15 protein-coding genes are annotated in these 14641 nt (G+C 65.2%); 11 read left to right on the forward strand and 4 right to left on the reverse strand.

The genetic code is table 11. The features are described from left to right. Positions 1-91: 91 nt before the first annotated feature. Positions 92-1114, reverse strand: coding sequence for a sensor histidine kinase (locus JI59_RS12915; protein WP_007012274.1), 1023 nt, complete (start codon positions 1112-1114; stop codon positions 92-94). Between the two features lie 230 nt (positions 1115-1344). Next, a complete protein-coding gene (gene uvrB, locus JI59_RS12920; protein WP_007012273.1) occupies positions 1345-3531 on the reverse strand; it encodes an excinuclease ABC subunit UvrB in 2187 nt (728 codons plus the stop codon). 118 nt (positions 3532-3649) lie between these two features. On the opposite strand from uvrB, the gene JI59_RS12925 reads away from it, so the two are divergent. Then, entirely contained in the window at positions 3650-4201 is a 552-nt protein-coding gene (locus JI59_RS12925; RefSeq protein WP_007012272.1) for a DUF3617 domain-containing protein, read from the forward strand. 37 nt (positions 4202-4238) lie between these two features. After that, a complete protein-coding gene (locus tag JI59_RS12930) occupies positions 4239-4997 on the forward strand; it encodes an esterase/lipase family protein (RefSeq protein ID WP_007012271.1) in 759 nt (252 codons plus the stop codon). Between the two features lie 26 nt (positions 4998-5023). Here the strand turns inward: JI59_RS12930 and JI59_RS12935 are convergent, their stop codons facing one another. After that, positions 5024-6544: a YifB family Mg chelatase-like AAA ATPase gene (locus JI59_RS12935; RefSeq protein ID WP_007012270.1), complete on the reverse strand. Its 1521-nt coding sequence runs from the start codon at positions 6542-6544 to the stop codon at positions 5024-5026. Positions 6545-6696: 152 nt separating this feature from the next. Between JI59_RS12935 and JI59_RS12940 the strand changes: the two genes are divergently transcribed. Continuing rightward, positions 6697-7383, forward strand: a complete 687-nt coding sequence (locus JI59_RS12940; protein WP_038577607.1) for an alpha/beta hydrolase — start codon at positions 6697-6699, stop codon at positions 7381-7383. Positions 7384-7429: 46 nt separating this feature from the next. On the opposite strand, the gene JI59_RS12945 is transcribed toward JI59_RS12940, so the two are convergent. Further along, complete coding sequence (locus tag JI59_RS12945) at positions 7430-7672, reverse strand: hypothetical protein (protein WP_038576140.1); 243 nt, start codon at positions 7670-7672, stop codon at positions 7430-7432. Between the two features lie 348 nt (positions 7673-8020). Between JI59_RS12945 and rpmH the strand changes: the two genes are divergently transcribed. From rpmH to JI59_RS12985, 8 genes are all read left to right on the forward strand, one after another. Next, positions 8021-8155: a 50S ribosomal protein L34 gene (rpmH, locus tag JI59_RS12950; protein WP_007012267.1), complete on the forward strand. Its 135-nt coding sequence runs from the start codon at positions 8021-8023 to the stop codon at positions 8153-8155. A 184-nt stretch (positions 8156-8339) separates the two neighbouring features. Beyond that, positions 8340-8774 carry a ribonuclease P protein component gene (gene rnpA, locus JI59_RS12955; RefSeq protein WP_007012266.1) on the forward strand — a complete coding sequence of 145 codons (435 nt, stop codon included), beginning with the start codon at positions 8340-8342 and terminating at the stop codon, positions 8772-8774. Further along, positions 8771-9016: a membrane protein insertion efficiency factor YidD gene (yidD, locus tag JI59_RS12960; RefSeq protein ID WP_007012265.1), complete on the forward strand. Its 246-nt coding sequence runs from the start codon at positions 8771-8773 to the stop codon at positions 9014-9016. Before rnpA ends, yidD begins: the two co-directional genes overlap by 4 nt. A gap of 65 nt (positions 9017-9081) precedes the next feature. After that, positions 9082-10842, forward strand: a complete 1761-nt coding sequence (gene yidC, locus JI59_RS12965; RefSeq protein WP_007012264.1) for a membrane protein insertase YidC — start codon at positions 9082-9084, stop codon at positions 10840-10842. A 13-nt stretch (positions 10843-10855) separates the two neighbouring features. Next, positions 10856-11497 (forward strand): ribosome biogenesis GTP-binding protein YihA/YsxC, encoded by a 642-nt coding sequence (yihA, locus tag JI59_RS12970; protein ID WP_007012263.1) that lies wholly within the window; start codon positions 10856-10858, stop codon positions 11495-11497. Between the two features lie 204 nt (positions 11498-11701). After that, entirely contained in the window at positions 11702-12826 is a 1125-nt protein-coding gene (locus JI59_RS12975) for a DUF47 family protein (protein ID WP_081473950.1), read from the forward strand. Between the two features lie 18 nt (positions 12827-12844). Then, complete coding sequence (locus JI59_RS12980) at positions 12845-13846, forward strand: inorganic phosphate transporter (protein ID WP_007012260.1); 1002 nt, start codon at positions 12845-12847, stop codon at positions 13844-13846. Between the two features lie 104 nt (positions 13847-13950). Then, positions 13951-14613: a glutathione S-transferase family protein gene (locus JI59_RS12985; RefSeq protein ID WP_007012259.1), complete on the forward strand. Its 663-nt coding sequence runs from the start codon at positions 13951-13953 to the stop codon at positions 14611-14613. The last annotated feature ends 28 nt before the right edge of the window (positions 14614-14641 follow it).

Consider the following 14641-nt stretch of genomic DNA (forward strand, 5'->3'; position numbering starts at 1 on the left):
GGGGGAAGTGACCTCGATTGCAGTGCCTTGGGCACCCGAAGCGGGGCACTGTATCGTCCGGCGCGCCGCCTGCAAGGGGCTGGGCGCGCGCCTAGTTGCCGTTGCCGCGCCGCAAGTGGACGCTACGTCCGCGCGCGGTCTCGCCGACGAAATATTCCGCCTCGGCCTGCCGGGCGAAGGCTTCCATGAGGCCCACTCCCATGCCGGCGGTTCCCGCGGCCTTCTGCTGGCGCGATTCGTCCGCGGCGCCGACGCCGTCGTCCACCACCCTGAGTTCCCAGTTGTCCTCGTTGCCGGTGAACGTCACGCTGACCTTGCCGGCGGCGCCGTCGGGGAAGGCGTACTTGGCGCTGTTGGTCAGCGCCTCGTTGATGAACAGGCAGATGGCGACGGCAGTCTGCTGCGGCAGTTCGCAATCGCTGGACCTGACCTCGATTTCGACAAGGTCGTGAAAGGACCCGGCCGATACCCGGGAGACGACGTCGCCGACATACTGGCGCATCGGCACGTAAGAGCCTTCCGCGTCGGTCAGCTTGAGGTTCTCGTAGGCGCGCGCGAAGGTGTCGACGCGGCCGATCGCCTGGTCGAGCGCCTCAACGATTTCGGGATTGTCGTGACGCCGCCGCTGCAATGAGAGCAGGCTGGCGACGAGGGCGAAATTGTTCTTGGTGCGATGCTCCAGTTCACGCAGCAGCACCTGACGCCGCTCCAGTTCGGCATCGCGAGCGCGGGTAACCTGCCGGACCGCGCGGCGGAAGATCTCGGCCAGCACCAGCACGACCAGAACCGCCATTGCGTTGATCGCCACGCGCGGCGGGTCGGTCGCGACCACGAACCGGAACGAATGGACCGTGGGCAGGACGATCCACCAGGCCCAGAAGAAACTGATCAGGTAGGCGACCGCGCCGGCCTGCCAGTGACCGTAGAGCGTGGCGATCAGGATCGTGGGATAGACCAGCGCGAAGGGCCCCGAGGTCGGCGCCCACATGTTGATGGCCGCGCGCAGTGCGATCATCGCCAGGGCGCAGATGATGCCGAAGCCGATTTGGGCAAGGATTCGCCGGGTTTCGCTGGGAATGTTCGCCGTGACGTCGAAGCTGGCCAGTCGGTGCATAGGGGTCTTCGCGCTCTCTCCGGTCAGCCGGTGCATCACCTGAAGACCCCGAACGCACAGGCGGACGGGGTCTCGATGTCAGTTAACTCTTGGTCGCGCGCGGCGTCGTGTGACCTGGTAACACTATCGTACGCGACTTGTTTCCTGTCGATGGAAATATTCCCCGCGCTGCCGCGCGCAGGACAGGGCAAGTGCCCAGGATCGGACAATATTCAGCTTGCGCGCTTTCGTCAGCGGCCGAACTTTCTTTGCGTCTTGCCGTAACGCAGCTTTCGCGTCCCCGGCTTGCCTTCGTTGGACCGGCCCACCAGCGGGGCCTTCTTCTGTGCGTCCGGCAGGCCGAGTTCGCTGGCCTCGAGGCGGCGGATCTCGTCGCGCAGGCGGCCCGCTTCCTCGAACTCGAGGTCGGCTGCCGCAGCACGCATGCGCTGCTCCAGTTCCTCGATGTAGGCGCGCAGGTTGTGGCCGACCAGTTCATTGCGCTCGCCGTCCTCGAGATCGACGACCACGCCGTCGCGGCTGGCGGTATCGGCGACGATGTCGGCGATGCGGCGCTTGATCGTCTGCGGGGTGATGCCGTTAGCCTCGTTGAACGCCTGCTGCTTTTCGCGGCGGCGGTCGGTCTCGGCGATGGCGCGCTCCATCGAGCCGGTCATGCGGTCGGCATAGAGGATCACGCGGCCATCGACGTTGCGCGCAGCGCGCCCGATGGTCTGGATCAGCGATGTTTCGCTGCGCAGGAAGCCTTCCTTGTCGGCATCGAGGATGCACACGAGCCCGCATTCGGGAATGTCGAGGCCCTCGCGCAGCAGGTTGATGCCCACCAGCACGTCGTAAACGCCCATGCGCAAGTCGCGGATCAGCTCGATGCGCTCGAGCGTTTCGACGTCGGAGTGCATGTAGCGCACGCGCACACCTGCCTCGTGCATGAACTCGGTAAGGTCCTCGGCCATGCGCTTGGTCAGGGTGGTGACGAGGGTGCGATAGCCCTTTGCTGCGGTTTCCTTGCACTCGTTGATGCAGTCCTGCACCTGGTCCTCGACCGGGCGGATGGTCACCGGCGGGTCGATCAGACCGGTGGGACGGATGACCTGTTCGGCGAAGACGCCGCCGGTCTGCTCCATCTCCCAGCTGCCGGGCGTGGCCGAGACAGCGAAGGTCTGCGGGCGCATCGCATCCCACTCATTGAAGCGCAGCGGGCGGTTGTCGATGCAGCTGGGCAGCCGGAAACCGTACTCGGCCAGCGTGATCTTGCGGCGATGGTCTCCCTTGGACATCGCGCCGATCTGCGGCACCGTCTGGTGGCTTTCGTCGACGAACAGCAGGGCATTGTCGGGCAGGTACTCGAACAGCGTGGGCGGTGGTTCGCCCGGCATGCGCCCGGTGAGGAAGCGAGAGTAGTTCTCGATGCCGTTGCACGAACCGGTCGCGGCGATCATCTCGAGGTCGAACTGGGTGCGCTGCTCCAGCCGCTGCGCTTCCAGCAGGCGGCCTTCGGCTTCCAGTTCCTTGAGTCGCTCGGTCAGCTCGAAGCGGATCGCCTCGCTCGCCTGCTTCATCGTCGGGCCGGGAGTGACGTAGTGCGAATTGGCATAGACCCGGATCTTCTCCAGCGCCGCGCCCTTCTTGCCGGTCAGCGGATCGAACTCGGAGATCTCCTCGATTTCGTCGCCGAAGAACGAGATGCGCCAGGCCATGTCCTCGTAGTGCGAGGGGAAGATTTCCAGATTGTCGCCGCGCACGCGGAAAGTGCCGCGGGTGAAGGCGGCATCGTTGCGCTTGTACTGCAAGGCGACGAGCTTGCGGATGATCTCGCGCTGGTCCTGGGTTTCGCCCGCCTTGAGGTCGAAGATCATCGCCGAGTACGTCTCGACCGAGCCGATGCCGTAGAGGCACGAGACCGAGGCGACGATGATCACGTCGTCGCGTTCGAGCAGGGCGCGCGTGGCCGAGTGGCGCATCCGGTCGATCGCCTCGTTCACCGAGCTTTCCTTCTCGATGTAGGTGTCGGAGCGGGGCACGTAGGCTTCGGGCTGGTAGTAGTCGTAGTACGAAACGAAGTACTCGACCGCGTTGTCCGGGAAGAAGTCCTTGAACTCGGCATAGAGCTGGGCGGCAAGGATCTTGTTGGGCGCCAGGATCAGCGCGGGACGCTGCAGTTCCTCGATCACCTTGGCCATCGTGAAGGTCTTGCCCGAGCCGGTGACCCCCAGCAGCACTTGCGTGCGTTCGCCTTCCTGTGCCGATTGCACCAGTTCCGAGATGGCGGTCGGCTGGTCGCCCGCCGGTTCGTAGTCGGAGACGATCCGGAACTTCTTGCCCGGCAGAGACTTTTCGGGTCGCAGCGGCTTGTGGGGGACGAAGTGGCCCGAGGTATCGGGTTCCTCGAGCCCGCGGCGGATGACGAGTTCGGCCATGGCGGAACATATGGGGTATATGAAGGCCCGCCGCAATGAGGGAGAGTGAATCGTTGGCAGTTCACAGGGCGGGTGTTACGCCCTCGCCCATGGGGATGGTCCAGAGGGAAGACAGGACATGAAACCACTTATCGCCATAGCCGCTGCCGGGATCGCGGTGCTGACGCTCGCGGGATGCGGCTCGGAAAAGGAACCGGCCAGGAGCCCGGAAGAGCAGGCCTCGGCGGCGAAGCAGGAAGTTGCCAAGCTCGAACCTCCGCAGCCTGGCCAGTACCGCCAGACGGTGGAATTCACGAAGTTCGAAGTTCCCGGGATGAGCAAGGAAGGCGCTGCCCAGTTCAAGACGATGATGGCGAACGTTCCGCCCCGCACTTACTGCCTGACCCAGGCGGAGGCGGACAAGGGCTACAAGGACATGCTCGATTCGCTGCCGGGCGACAGCCAGTGCAGTTATTCGCGCTTCGACGTCAGTGGCGGTACTCTGAACGCTCAGTTGGAGTGCAAGGACAAGTCCGGTGCAAAAGCGATGGCTACGATGGTCGGTACCGTCAGTCCGCAGGGCTCCGAGGTAAATCTCGACATGGAGCAGTCGATGCCCGGCATGGGTGAGCAGATGGCGAAGATGTCGATGCACATGAAGACGACGCGCCTCGGCGACTGCGAATCCTGAACCGCTGCGGTACCGAGGCAGGGAGTACGCGGATTACATGAGTGACGGGCGGGCCGAGAACGGACTGGCGGGATTGCGCGAGGCGCTTGCCCGCCGCGCGGCTCTGGCCCGCCAGCCCCGGCCGGAAGGTGCGCGCGCGCCTTCGCTGCGCCTCTTCCTTGCCGAACTGGCCTCGCTCCGGCGTGGACGGCCCAAGCCCGTCGCGGTGGAGAAATCCGCGCATCCGCAGGTGGTCATGCTGCTGCCCGGTTTCGGGGCGCATCCCAACCGGATGAGGCCGATGGCCGATGCATTGGCCGAGGCCGGGCATTCGGTTCACGAATGGGGGCTGGGTTTCAACTTCGGCCCCAACCAGCACAATTTCGCCTATCTCATGCGCCGCGTCGGCGCGCTGGCCCGGCAGCACCGCAATCCGGTGGCGCTGGTCGGCTGGAGCCTTGGCGGACTGTTCGCCCGTGAAATCGCGCAGCGCCAGCCCGAAAACGTCGCCAAGGTGATCACCATGGGCACGCCCTTCTCGGGCGACCCGCGCAACAACAATGCCTGGCGGGCCTATCAGGTCATCACCGGCCATGCGGTGGACAAGCCGCCGATCGAGGTCGACTTCGCGATCAAGCCGCCGGTGCCGACAATCGCCCTGTGGAGCCCGCGCGACGGGGTGATCCACCCTCGTTCGGCCTGCGGCTGGGCCGACGAGCGCGACAGGGCCGTATCGGTGCGCTGCACCCACCTGGGTTTCGCCAGCGATCCCAGGGTTGTCGCCGAGGTTCTGCGCCAGCTCGACCTTCCCGATTGAGAGCGAGGCGCGCGCCGCTGGGCACTTCAGGCGCGCGGCGGCTGCCGGCGATAGCTGAGGGCTTCCGCCAGGTGAATCCGGCCGATCTGCTTCGCTCCGGCCAGGTCGGCGATCGTTCGCGCCACGCGCAGGACGCGGGTATAGCCGCGGGCGGACAGGTGCATGGCCTCGGCCGCCTGCATCAGCAGCCTGCGCCCGTCTTCGTCGGGTGTCGCGTGCTGTTCGAGCAGGACTCCGCCGAGTTCCGCATTGGTGCGCGCAGGCGTACCCTCAAGGCGCTGCGACTGGATTGCCCGCGCGCGGCCGACGCGCCGGGCGACTTCGGCCGAACCTTCCATAGGTGGTGGCAGGGCGAGGTCGACGGCGCGGACCGGATCGACGTCGACGTGCAGGTCGATGCGGTCGAGCAGGGGGCCGGAAACCTTGCTCTGGTAATCCGCAGCGCATCTTGGTGCGCGTGAGCAGGCCAGCGCCGGATCGCCCAGGTGGCCGCAGCGGCACGGGTTCATCGCGGCGACAAGCTGGACGCGCGCGGGAAAGGTGACATGGGCATTGGCCCGCGCGACGGTGACTTCGCCGGTTTCCAGCGGCTGGCGCAGTGAATCGAGTGCGGCGCGCTGGAATTCCGGAAGTTCGTCGAGGAACAGCACGCCAAGGTGGGCCATGGAGATCTCTCCGGGCCTGACCTTCAGCCCGCCGCCGGTCAGCGCCGCGATCGAGGCGGAGTGGTGCGGCGCGCGATAGGGCCGGGCACGGGAAATGCGGCCCTCCTCAAGCGTCCCGGCGACCGAGGCGACCATCGAGACTTCCAGCGCCTCGGCCGCGGTCAGCTCGGGCAAGATGCCGGGCAGGCACGAGGCGAGCAGCGACTTTCCCGCACCCGGCGGACCTGCCATCAGCAGGTTGTGCGACCCGGCCGCCGCGATTTCGAGGGCCCGCTTGGCGGTTTCCTGGCCCTTCACCTGCCTGAGGTCCGGCCCGCTGGGCACCGGGTCGGCGCGGCCCGGTTCGGGTGGGCGCAGGACCTGCGTGCCCTTGAGGTGATTGAGCAGGCTGACGAGATCCGGCGCGGCCAGCACCGGCACGCCGTTGCTGCCGCCGCTGACCCAGCTGGCCTCGCTGCCTTGCGCGGCCGGACAGATCAGTCCTTTCTCCGTCTCGCTGGCATGGAGCGCGGCGAGCAGCACCCCGGGTGAGGGGATTACCCTGCCATCGAGCGCGAGTTCGCCCACGGCCACGAAGTCGGCCAGGTGTTCGGCATCGACAACGCCCATCGCCGCCAGCAGCGAAAGCGCTATCGGCAGGTCGTAGTGCGAGCCTTCCTTGGGCAGGTCCGCAGGGGAGAGGTTGATCGTGATCCGCTTGGGCGGAAGCGCGAGGCCCATCGATGTGAGCGCGGCGTTCACCCGCTGGCGGCTTTCGCCCACTGCCTTGTCGGGCAGGCCGACGAGATGGAAGCCGGGCATCCCGGGTGCGACCTGGCACTGCACTTCGACAGCGCGCGCCTCCAGCCCGAGGTAGGCGACCGTCGCGACGAGTGAGACCACTCCCTTACCCTTTTTCCTTGCAAACCCGCGTGTTGGACGATGCGATCCTTGCAGAAGCGGAGGGCGGGCGCAGCCAGGGAATTTATCCCTTACATGCTTTTAACCGAATCGCGCAGGGCTTGGGTAAGCTACGGGGCTGCATTTTCGCGCGCATGCGCTCGACCGCTGCGATCCTCGCCCTGGTGGCTCTGACTGTCTCGTCCCCCCTGTCGGCACAAGAGATCACCTACGAGATCGTCGACGTGGATGCCGATCATGCCGGCGACGGCGGCGAGCGCATGCTGCAAAGCGAGGCCGCCGCAATCCCGCAGGGGATTGCCGCTTACGGTCCGTTCCGGGTGCTGGACGACGGCCATGCCGCGCTGGTCGACGTCACCGATGCCCGCAGCCCCGCACAGTTTGCCGCCATGCTCAAGGACTTTCCGGGCATCGGCATGATCGAGATGATCGAATGCCCGGGTACCGAGGACGACCTCGCCAACCTGCGGCTGGGGCGGATGATCCGCGAAAAGGGAATCGCCACCCATGTTCCTGCAGGCGGCTCGGTCAGATCGGGCGGCGTCGAGCTGTTTCTGGCGGGCGCGCGGCGCTATGCCGATGCCGGAGCGGAATTCGCGGTCCATTCGTGGATGGACGACACCGGGCTGGAACCGGACGATTATGCCGCCAATGCGCCGGAGAATAGGCGCTACATCGTCTATTACGAGCAGATGGGCATGAGTGCCGTCGAGGCCCGGGCCTTCTATGCCATGACCAATTCGGTTCCGTTCGAATCGGCCCACTGGTTCGGCGCCCGCGAAATGGGACTTTGGGTTGCTCTGGACAGGGCTGGAGCCTGAGCCGTTCGAACGCCCTTTGCGCAGGGTCGTGACGACCGATCGGCGGCTAGTCGAACAGCGATTGCAGGAATCCCTTGCGCTTCACCGGGGTGAGCGAGCCCGAGGCCTTGAGCAGATAGTTGGCCAGTACCGCAGCCTGGCTCTTGGTCAGGAAAATGCGTGTGTGATCAGGTTCTTCGCCAGCCTTCCAGCTCGTTTTTTCGAAAGTCTGCAAGTCGACGAGCATGTTGGTGCCCAGATCCTGCGAAGACCAGCCCACCAAAACCCCAATGTCTTCTTCCTGTGGCATCGGTTCTATTGCCCCCACAATTCTTGGGTCGCGGGAAGCGGTTGCAAGATGCTTGCGGTTCCTTGTCCCCCCGGACCAATTGGAGCGGTTTGCCGCCGAGCCGACTAACCGTTCACTAATAACTTACCATGTCCTGCCGTCTCTTGTCATGCAAAGCCGCGGCTGCCATGCGGGCCGGGTGCTTCGGTCCGGTTCCGGCGATGAATTCGATGCGCCCACTGCGCGCCTTAGCCTTGACTCTGTTCCGGGCCTCCAGTAACGGCGCGCTTCTGTTTAGCGGTCGTCTGCATGGGCGATCGGATTTTGTTCGGGCCTTTAGGGGCCGTTTGTTGAATTTCGAGGACTGACATGAAGCGCACTTTCCAGCCCAGCCGCCTTGTCCGCGCCCGCCGTCACGGCTTCCGCGCCCGCATGGCGACCGTTGGCGGCCGCAAGGTGCTTCGCGCTCGCCGCGCCCGCGGCCGCAAGAAGCTCTCGGCCTGACCTGATCCAGCCTCACGGCTGGACTCGCACCGGCCCGCGCCTCCATCCGGCTTCCCGCTAGACGGGGAACCGGGCGGAGGCGCGGGCCGATGCCGTTTGGAGCTGGCGCCGTTTGGAACCGGAAGGGATTCGCGAATCGCCTGACGCGGTTCCGCAGCGCCCCGGATTGCGATAGACCCCTGTCATGAGCGCCGCCTACACCACGATGTCCCGCCGAGCGGACTTCCTGGCCGCCAATCGCGGTATCAGGGTGGCGCGGCCGGGTTTCGTGCTGCTGGCCAATGCCAATGGCGGCAAGGGGCAGCGCGCGGGCATCACCGTTACCAAGAAGATCGGCAACGCGGTGGTACGCAACCGCATGAAGCGCCGCTTTCGTGCGCTGTTGCGCGAGCTGCTGCCCGATCATGGCCTTGCCGATACCGACCATGTCCTGATCGGGCGCGATAACGGTGTGGAGCGCGAATTCGCGCGCTTGCGCGAGGAACTCATAGCCGCTCTCGGCCGTGCGCGCGAGGGCAAGGGCGATCCGCCTCGCGGTGCGAGGGGGCGCAAGGGTGGCGGCAAAGGTCGAGGTGGCAACAGGAACGCCGTCAGGGCCGGGGGTGCGGGAACGCCATGAAAAGGGCGCTTGCCTTCATCGCCGCGCTGCCCGGCTTCATTCTCATTGCCGTGGCCCGGGCCTGGCAGTGGGGGCCTTCGCGGATCATGCCGCCAACCTGCCGCTACTCGCCGTCCTGTTCGCAATATGCGATCGAGGCGGTGAAAAAACATGGTGCGATTAAGGGTGGCTGGCTCGCGTTCAAGCGTCTATTGCGCTGCCAACCGTGGGGTGGGCACGGCTATGACCCCGTCCCGGACTGAACGATGCAATACAGGCGGCGCGTCTCGCGTCGCCACTGGCGGGAACTCGACAGGAAAACGTCTTCGTGGAAAATCAGCGTAATATCATCCTCGCGGTCCTCCTGACCGCGCTTGTCCTCTTCGGGTGGGAAGCCGGAGTCGGCTATTTCTACCCGCAGGCCAAGACGCCGACGAAGGTCGAGCAGGCTGGCGGCGCCGAAAAGGCATCCAGCCCGTCCAGCTCGATCAAGCCGACTCGCGAGGGTGGTCTGCGTGACGCGGCCGACGTCGCGCTCGAAAAGCAGGACCTGAAGTCGGCACTGGCCGAAGGCGGCCGCCTGCTGATCGAGGCACCGGGTCTTTCGGGCTCGATCAACCTTACCGGCGCAATCGTCGACGACCTTGTCATCAATCGCCACCGTGAGACGGTGAAGAAGGATTCGGGCCCGGTCCGCATCTTCTCGCCCGCAGGCACTCCCGCGCAGCAGTTCGCCCAGTTCGGCTGGGTCGGCAGCGGCGTCGCCACGCCCAATGCCAAGACCGTGTGGACCGCGCAGAAGGACGCAAGGCTTACACCGTCCAGCCCGGTCACGCTGAGCTGGAACGACGGCAGCGGCCAGACCTATTCGATCCGCTTCGCGATCGACAAGAACTACATGATCACGGCCGAGCAGACGGTCGACAACAAGGGCTCGGCGCCGATCACGGTCCAGCCCTTCGGCCTCGTCAACCGCACTGACCAGACCGCCAGCCTCGACACCTGGAACGTCCACTCCGGTCCGATCGGCGCTTTCGACGGCTCGGTAAGCTTCTCGACCAATTACAGCGACGTGTCCGGCAAGGGCACGGTCAAGGAAGCCGGCAACACCGACTGGATCGGCTTTACCGACGTCTACTGGATGTCGACCCTCGCTCCGGTCGGCTCGAAAGCCGAAGGCACGTTCCGTTCGCTCGGCAACAACCTTTTCCGCGCCGACCTGATCTACGACCAGAGCATCGTGCAGCCCGGCCAGCGCCTTTCGCGCACCACCAAGCTCTTTGCGGGCGCCAAGGAGCACAACGTGCTCGACGCCTATGAAAAGCAGGGCATCACCAACTTCGGCCTTGCCATCGACTGGGGCTGGTTCCGCTGGTTCGAAAAGCCGATCTTCTGGCTGCTGGTGAAGCTGTTCAGCCTCGTCGGCAACTTCGGTGTCGCCATCATCCTGCTCACGCTGATCGTGCGCGGCATCATGTTCCCCATCGCCCAGCGCCAGTTCGCCTCGATGGCCGCGATGCGCGCGATCCAGCCGAAGATGAAGGCGCTGCAGGAGCGCTACAAGGACGACAAGCAGAAGCAGCAGCAGGAAGTGATGAAGCTGTACAAGGAGGAAGGCGTGAACCCGCTCGCGGGCTGCCTCCCCATGTTCCTTCAGATCCCGGTGTTCTTCGCGCTCTACAAGACCCTGATCCTGGCCATCGAGATGCGCCACCAGCCCTTCGTGCTGTGGATCAAGGATCTTTCCGCGCCTGACCCGCTGCACATCCTCAACCTGTTCGGCCTGCTGCCGTTCGACCCGCCCGGCTTCCTGGCCATCGGCGTGCTCGCACTTCTGCTGGGCATCACCATGTTCCTGCAGTTCAAGCTGAACCCGGCGCAGATGGACCCGACCCAGCAGCAGATCTTCATGATCATGCCGTGGTTCATGATGTTCATCATGGCACCCTTCGCCTCGGGCCTTCTGGTCTACTGGATCACCTCCAACCTTCTGACCATCGCGCAGCAGAAGTTCCTCTACAGCCGTCACCCGCAGCTCAAGGCCCAAGCCGAGAAGGACGCGGGCGATAAGAAGCGCGTGAAGGCGTGATCGGACTGACCCCGTGAGCGAGGAATTCGAAGAACTGACCGAGCGCGCGCGCAAGCTCTTTGCAGGACCGGTGACGTTCCTGAAGAGCGCGCCCGCGCTCAAGTTCCTGCCTGACCCGGACGTGCCGGAGATCGCCTTCTGCGGCCGCTCCAATGTCGGCAAGTCCTCGCTGCTCAACGCGCTGACGGGGCGCAAGGCGATCGCGCGCACCTCGGTGACGCCGGGGCGCACGCAGGAGCTGAACTTCTTCGAGGTCGGCGAGCCGCTGCTGTTCCGCCTCGTCGACATGCCGGGCTACGGCTTCGCCAAGGCTCCCCCCGCCGTCGTCGAGAAGTGGCGGCGCCTCGTGCGCGACTTCCTGCGCGGCAGGGTGGTGCTCAAGCGCACGCTGCTGCTCGTCGATGCGCGCCACGGCGTGAAGGCCGTCGATGCCGAGATGATGAAGATGCTCGACGAGGCTGCCGTCGGTTACCGAATCGTGCTGACCAAGGCCGACAAGATCAAGGCGACAGAGCTGGAAAAGGTCCATGCCGAGACCGTGGCCGAGGCGCGCAAGCATCCCGCGGCTTTCCCGGAAGTGCATATCACGTCTTCCGAAAAGGGCATGGGCATCGCCGAATTGCGCGCGGCAGTTCTGGCCGACTCAGAGATCTGATTCGGGTCCTCGCGAGGACTACGTTACTGACATTCATCGAATTATCGGGTTCGGCGGTCTATCATGTGCGATAGTCCCGCCAGCCCGGCGCGCCGTGCCGCAGGGCGACTCCGGGGAAATCCCGGAATATGACGATTGCGTGACACTCAAGAGTCCCCTAGTGGGCCCGCCAGTGCGTGTTGAGGAAGGAGGATAGTCTTGCCGCTGCGCCAGATTGCCGTTCTGCCTTATCGCACACAGGGACCCGCGGTGGATGCACCGATCGAGATCCTGTTGATCACCTCGCGCGAGACGCGTCGCTGGGTGATGCCCAAGGGCAACCTCATGAAGAACCTCCAGCCGCATGCCGCCGCTGCCCTCGAGGCAGAAGAAGAGGCCGGCGTGCTCGGCGCGGTCTGCCCGACGCCTTTGGGGTCCTATCGCTATCGCAAGCGCCGCAATTCGGGCGCCTCGGTCTGGGCCGACGTCGACGTTTTTCCTTTCGCGGTGACGCAAGAGCTTCCGACCTGGGACGAGCAGCACCAGCGCGATCGCCGCTGGTTTTCGCTGACAGACGCCGCCAATGCCGTGGACGAGGAAGACCTCGCCGCACTCATCCGCAGTTTCGGCGCCCGGGAGTTTCGCGCCGCTACCCAAGGTAGCCGGCTGTTCGAAACGGTTGCCGACAAGACAGGGGTCAATGCCATGTTTGCCTGGTTCCAGAAGCTGCTTCCGCAGCAGGGGAACTTCTTCGAGCTGTTCGAGCAGCAGGCCGCCACGCTGGTCGCCGGTGCCGACGCTCTTGCGCGCCTTGCCCAAGGCGGCGCGGGCCGCAACCAGCACATCCGCGAGATCGAGGAGCGCGAGCACGACGCCGACGAGATCACCCGCGAAGTGCTCCATGCGGTGCGCCGTACCTTCCTGACCCCGTTCGACCGTTCCTCGATCACCAGCCTGATCACGACGATGGACGATGCCATCGACGAGATGCAGCAGGTGGCCGGCGCCTGCGATCTTTACGACATTACCGACTTCGAGCCGGAAATGCGCGACATGGCTGCGATCATCGTCGATTCGGCGCGCCTCACCGCCGAGGCCATGCCGCTGCTGCGCAAGGTTGCCGATAACGGCCATCGCCTTCACGAGCTGACCGAGCGCCTCGTGCGCATGGAAGGCCATGCCGACGAGATCCACGCCGCTGGCATGAAGCGCCTGTTCAAGCAGAGCACCGGCAAGGACCCGCTGCACTTCATCGTCCGCCAGGAAATGTTCAAGCGCCTCGAGCGCGTGGTCGACCGTTTCGAGGACCTCGCCAACGAGATCGACGGTCTCGTCATCGATCACGCCTGACGCCGATTTCCTGCCCTCATGGATCATAGTCTCGCCCTGCCGCTGCTGATCGGCCTCGTCGCGCTTGCGCTGGCCTTCGACTTTCTCAACGGGCTGCACGATGCCGCCAACGCGATCGCCACGGTGGTGGCGACGCGCCTGCTTTCGCCGGTCGTGGCCGTCCTGTTCGCCGCGCTGGGCAATTTCGCGGCCTACTTCTTCGTCGGCCTCCATGTCGCCGAGACAGTGGGCAAGGGCATCATCGACAAGGATGCAGTAACGCCTGCCGTCGTCTTCGGGGCGCTTGTCGGGGCGATGTTCTGGAACGTGGTGACCTGGCTCAAGGGTATCCCTTCCAGCTCCAGCCACGCGCTGATCGGTGGCCTGCTGGGCGCCGGTATCGCAGCGGCGGGGCCCGGCGTCGTCGAAAGCTCGGGCACGACCAAGACGATCGTTGCCATCTTCCTCTCGCCCATCATCGGTTTTGCCATCGCCATGGCGCTGATGCTGGTGACCAGCTGGCTGTTCAGGGGATCTTCCCCGCGCGGATCGAACAGCGTGTTCAAGGGGCTGCACCTGTTGTCCTCGGCGGCCTATTCGATCAGCCATGGCGGCAACGACGCCCAGAAGACCATGGGCATCATCGCCGTATTGCTCTACTCGACGGGCCACCTCTCGGGCGATTTCCACGTTCCCGAATGGGTCGTGCTCTCGTGCTACACCGCGATTGCGCTGGGCACGCTCTCGGGCGGCTGGAAGATCATCAAGACGATGGGTTCCAAGCTGACCAAGCTCAACCATCACTCGGGCTTCTGCGCCTCGTCGGCGGGCTCGATCGTCGTTTTCGGCGCCAGCGCGCTGGGCATTCCGGTCTCGACCACCCATGCCATCACCGGATCGGTCGTCGGTACCGGCGCGGCCCGTCGTGCCAGCGCGGTACGCTGGAGCGTGGCGAGCCGGGTGATCGTGGCGTGGTTCATCACCATCCCCGCCAGCGCGATCGTCGGCGCCCTGTTCTACTGGCTGACGCTGCTGTTCTGATCGCGCCGTTGAAGCGCCGGAAGGGGCGTTGCGCCCCGCTTCACCCTCGACACGGCACGCCTTAACTTCTAGGTCCGGCCTTCAAGCGAGAGGGACCGCCGCCTGTGAAGCTGATCATCGGCAACAAGAACTATTCGAGCTGGTCGCTGCGCGGCTGGTTGGCCTGCAAGCAATCCGGCCTGCATTTCGAGGAGCTGACGGTCCCGATCTACGGCGACGACTGGGACCAGCGCAAGATCGAGGGCGAACTCGCGCCTTCGCACGGCAAGGTGCCGATCCTGTGGGATGGCGAGGCGGTCGTGTGGGACAGCCTGGCGATCGTCGACTACCTGGCAGACAAGGTGGGCCGTGACCGTTTCTGGCCCAAGCCGGACGATGCCCGCGCGATGGCCCGCTCGATGGTCGCCGAAATGCATTCCAGCTATCTGCCGCTGCGGCGCTCGCTGCCGATGAACGTGCGCGCGCGGGTGGAAGGCGCGCAAGTGGATGACGAGGTGCGCGGCGACATCGTGCGTATCCTGACGCTCTGGGCCGAGGCGCGGGCGCGCTTCGGCGGCGGGGGGCCGTTCCTGTTCGGCACGTTCAGCGCCGCCGACGTCTTCTATGCCCCTGTCGTCAGCCGCTTCCTGACTTACGGCGTCGGCGTACCCGGCTTCGCCCAGGCCTACATGCAGGCAGTCTGGGAACACGAATGGATGCAGCAGTGGGTCAGCGCCGCCGAATCCGAAGACTGGGTGATCGAGCAGTTCGAGGTCCCCGCGACCTGACCTGCGGCCCCTCCGGAGCCCTCTACCA

The organism is Novosphingobium pentaromativorans US6-1 (genome assembly GCF_000767465.1).
GTDB lineage: Bacteria > Pseudomonadota > Alphaproteobacteria > Sphingomonadales > Sphingomonadaceae > Novosphingobium > Novosphingobium pentaromativorans.